Here is a 2,535-nt window from a genome sequence, read left to right on the forward strand (position 1 = left end):
CCGGCTGTGATCCGACAGGACGATCACATGCTCGCGATCGTAACGCACCGGATCCTCGCCCGCCGGATCGATCACGATCGGGCCGTAATGGCCGAGCTGCTCCTGGAATCCCGAATGGCTATGATACCAATAAGTGCCCGACTGGACGACGGGGAATTCATAAACGAAGGTCGATCGCGGCTTGATCCCCGGGAAGCTGACCCCCGGCACGCCATCCATATGGAACGGCAGGATCAGCCCGTGCCAATGGATCGAGCTATCCTCGTCGAGATCGTTGATCACGTTGAGCCGCACCTTCTGCCCCTCGCGGAGCCGGACGAGCGGCGCGGGGATCGTGCCGTTGACCCCGATCGCCGCCATCCGCCGGCCGTCGATCGTCATCGTCTGACGCGCGATGCGGAGCGTAATGTCCTCGCCCGATACGGTCGGTAGCCCGGCGGATACCGGGCTCGCCCAGGCGGGCATCCATGCCGCCAGAGCGGCCGTGCCACCGGCCAGCCCGGCCGTTCGCAAAAAACCCCGGCGATCGAGGACTGCCCTATTCGTCATGCGTCTTCCCAGTGTCCAACTTACCGGCAGATACGCATGCTCTGGGCTAATCCCTCAACATTTCCATAAGTTTCGCCCGCGCGCGATAGAGCCGCGTCTCGACCGCTTTCTCGCTGATCGCGAGCACCGCGGCGCTTTCCGCCTGGCTCATCCCCTCGATCGTGCGCAGCACCAGCACGTCGCGCAGATTGACCGGCAGCGTCGCGATCGCGCGCATCGTCCGTTCGAGCGCGCGGCGGTCGTCGATCTGGACATCGGCCGGGATGCCGGGATCGGCCACCCCCACCGCTTCGTCGATCGGGCGCGCGAAGGTCAGCAGCCGGCGCACCGCGCGGCGGCGGTTCCAGTCGTGCGCCTTGTTGATCGCGATCCGCGCGATCCACAGCCGAAACGGCCGCGCGCCGTCATAGCTGCGCAGCGCGGCAAAGGCGGCGATGAACCCCTGCTGGGTCAGATCGACCGCCGCATCGGCATCGCCGGTATGCCCGCGCAGCAGGCGGAAGACGGCGTCACGGTGGCGCCGCATCAATTCGCCATAGGCCGCCTGGCGCCCGCCGAGCGCGAGCGCGGCCAGCTCGCCATCCGAACAGCCGTCAAGATCGAGTGTCACCGTCCGTCGGCCGTGAGCGCCTTGACCACCGCCGCGTCGAACTGCACCGCCTGATCGGGCCGCAGCACGGCGCGCATCGCGAAGACATGCTCGAGCGTTTCCTTCTGGAGCTGCCCCATCTTCTGATGCGACTGGTCGACCGCCGCCGCGACCGCCGGGCCATAGCCGTGCTCGGCCTGAATCGCATCGGCGAGCCGCGCATTGTCCGCGCGCAACTCGAGCTCAAGCGCCTGTTTGCGGATCGCGAATTGCCGCTCGATCACGTCCATCCGCGCCTGCTGCGCGCTATCGAGCTTGAGCTGGTGGTGGAGCAGCGTGTGTAGCTCGCTTTCCACCGGCGCGGGGAGCGTGATGAACACCCGACCGATCCCCACCCCAGCGATCGCGGCGACGAAGGCGATCAGCGCGATCAGCAGCAGCCTCCGACGATCGCTCACCCGTCGGTCCCGAGCAATGTCGAAGGGGCAAGCGCCGGCGAGGCGCCGAGCGGATTGATCGTCGCCGCGTGGCTTTCACTCGCCGGGATCAACGACGTGACAAGACCGATCGTCAGCGCCAACCCGGCAGCGATGGCAAAAACGCTGCCCGGCAACGGCGCGCCATGCGTGCGGCGGCGCGCCAGCGCGTCGATCACCGCATCGTCGATCGCCGCCAACCGCGGGTCGGTCGGCAAGTCGCTCAGACGCTGCAGCATTCCATCGAGATTCGTCATTCGTTCCTCACACCTCCACCGACCGGTACGCAATCTAGCGAAAAATCCCTCGTCGCCAATCGGACCGTAACCGATAAGGGATGCGCGTGCGGCCCGCGTATCCGGCGTCGAATACCCCGGAGAGGTTATGAGGCCGCCGACGTCGTTCTCGACCGACATGCATCGCGTCAACGACCGGCGGGGCGGCCCGGTGCGATAAGGACGACGCTGCTGGCCGATACCCCAAGCGGGCACGCGCTGATCGTCCGCACCGTCGCATTGGCGCTCGTCACCATTACCGCGCTCGGACGATCGGCGCGCTGGATCGGCACGCTTGTCCCGCTCACCGCGCTTGCCGCGGTCGCGGTCGTCAGCCTCGCCTGGTCGGGCCATGCCGCCGCCGGCGGACTATTAGGGCTTCGTGATATGATCCACCGCGGCGCAGGCCGGGTTGGTGGTTCCCATCTTGTGTCCCCGCGAAGGTGGGGACCCAGCCTGGCCTCCCGCCCTCGCGGGAGCAAAAGGGGAAGACTTAGCGTGATCGCGACTAAAAGCGCGACGCTCTGAAGCCAGAAGTTCAGCCGAGCGCGGCGAGCTTTTCCTCCGCCAGCCGGTCGAGCTCGGCGCGGCTCTTCTTCTCCGCAGCGGTCTTGAGCTGTCCGCAGGCGGCGTTGATGTCGCGGCC

General features: G+C 67.1%; 5 protein-coding genes. 1 reads left to right on the forward strand and 4 read right to left on the reverse strand.

Features of this window, described 5'->3' with window-relative positions:
- From BGN95_RS00380 to BGN95_RS00395, 4 genes are all read right to left on the reverse strand, one after another.
- The coding region (locus tag BGN95_RS00380; protein WP_286771279.1) for a multicopper oxidase domain-containing protein at positions 1–549 on the reverse strand (549 nt) is incomplete at its 3' end.
- Between the two features lie 46 nt (positions 550–595).
- A complete protein-coding gene (locus BGN95_RS00385; protein WP_265269572.1) occupies positions 596–1,159 on the reverse strand; it encodes an RNA polymerase sigma factor in 564 nt (187 codons plus the stop codon).
- Positions 1,156–1,596 carry a periplasmic heavy metal sensor gene (locus BGN95_RS00390; protein ID WP_286771280.1) on the reverse strand — a complete coding sequence of 147 codons (441 nt, stop codon included), beginning with the start codon at positions 1,594–1,596 and terminating at the stop codon, positions 1,156–1,158. Before BGN95_RS00390 ends, BGN95_RS00385 begins: the two co-directional genes overlap by 4 nt.
- Positions 1,593–2,243: a hypothetical protein gene (locus BGN95_RS00395; protein ID WP_286771281.1), complete on the reverse strand. Its 651-nt coding sequence runs from the start codon at positions 2,241–2,243 to the stop codon at positions 1,593–1,595. Before BGN95_RS00395 ends, BGN95_RS00390 begins: the two co-directional genes overlap by 4 nt.
- Here BGN95_RS00395 and BGN95_RS27205 point away from each other — a divergent pair.
- Positions 2,130–2,417 carry a hypothetical protein gene (locus BGN95_RS27205; protein WP_502688222.1) on the forward strand — a complete coding sequence of 96 codons (288 nt, stop codon included), beginning with the start codon at positions 2,130–2,132 and terminating at the stop codon, positions 2,415–2,417. The genes BGN95_RS00395 and BGN95_RS27205 overlap by 114 nt on opposite strands.
- Positions 2,418–2,535: the final 118 nt, after the last annotated feature.

It is taken from the genome of Sphingomonas sp. 66-10, from assembly GCF_001897045.1.
Classification (GTDB): Bacteria; Pseudomonadota; Alphaproteobacteria; order Sphingomonadales; family Sphingomonadaceae; genus Sphingomonas; species Sphingomonas lycopersici.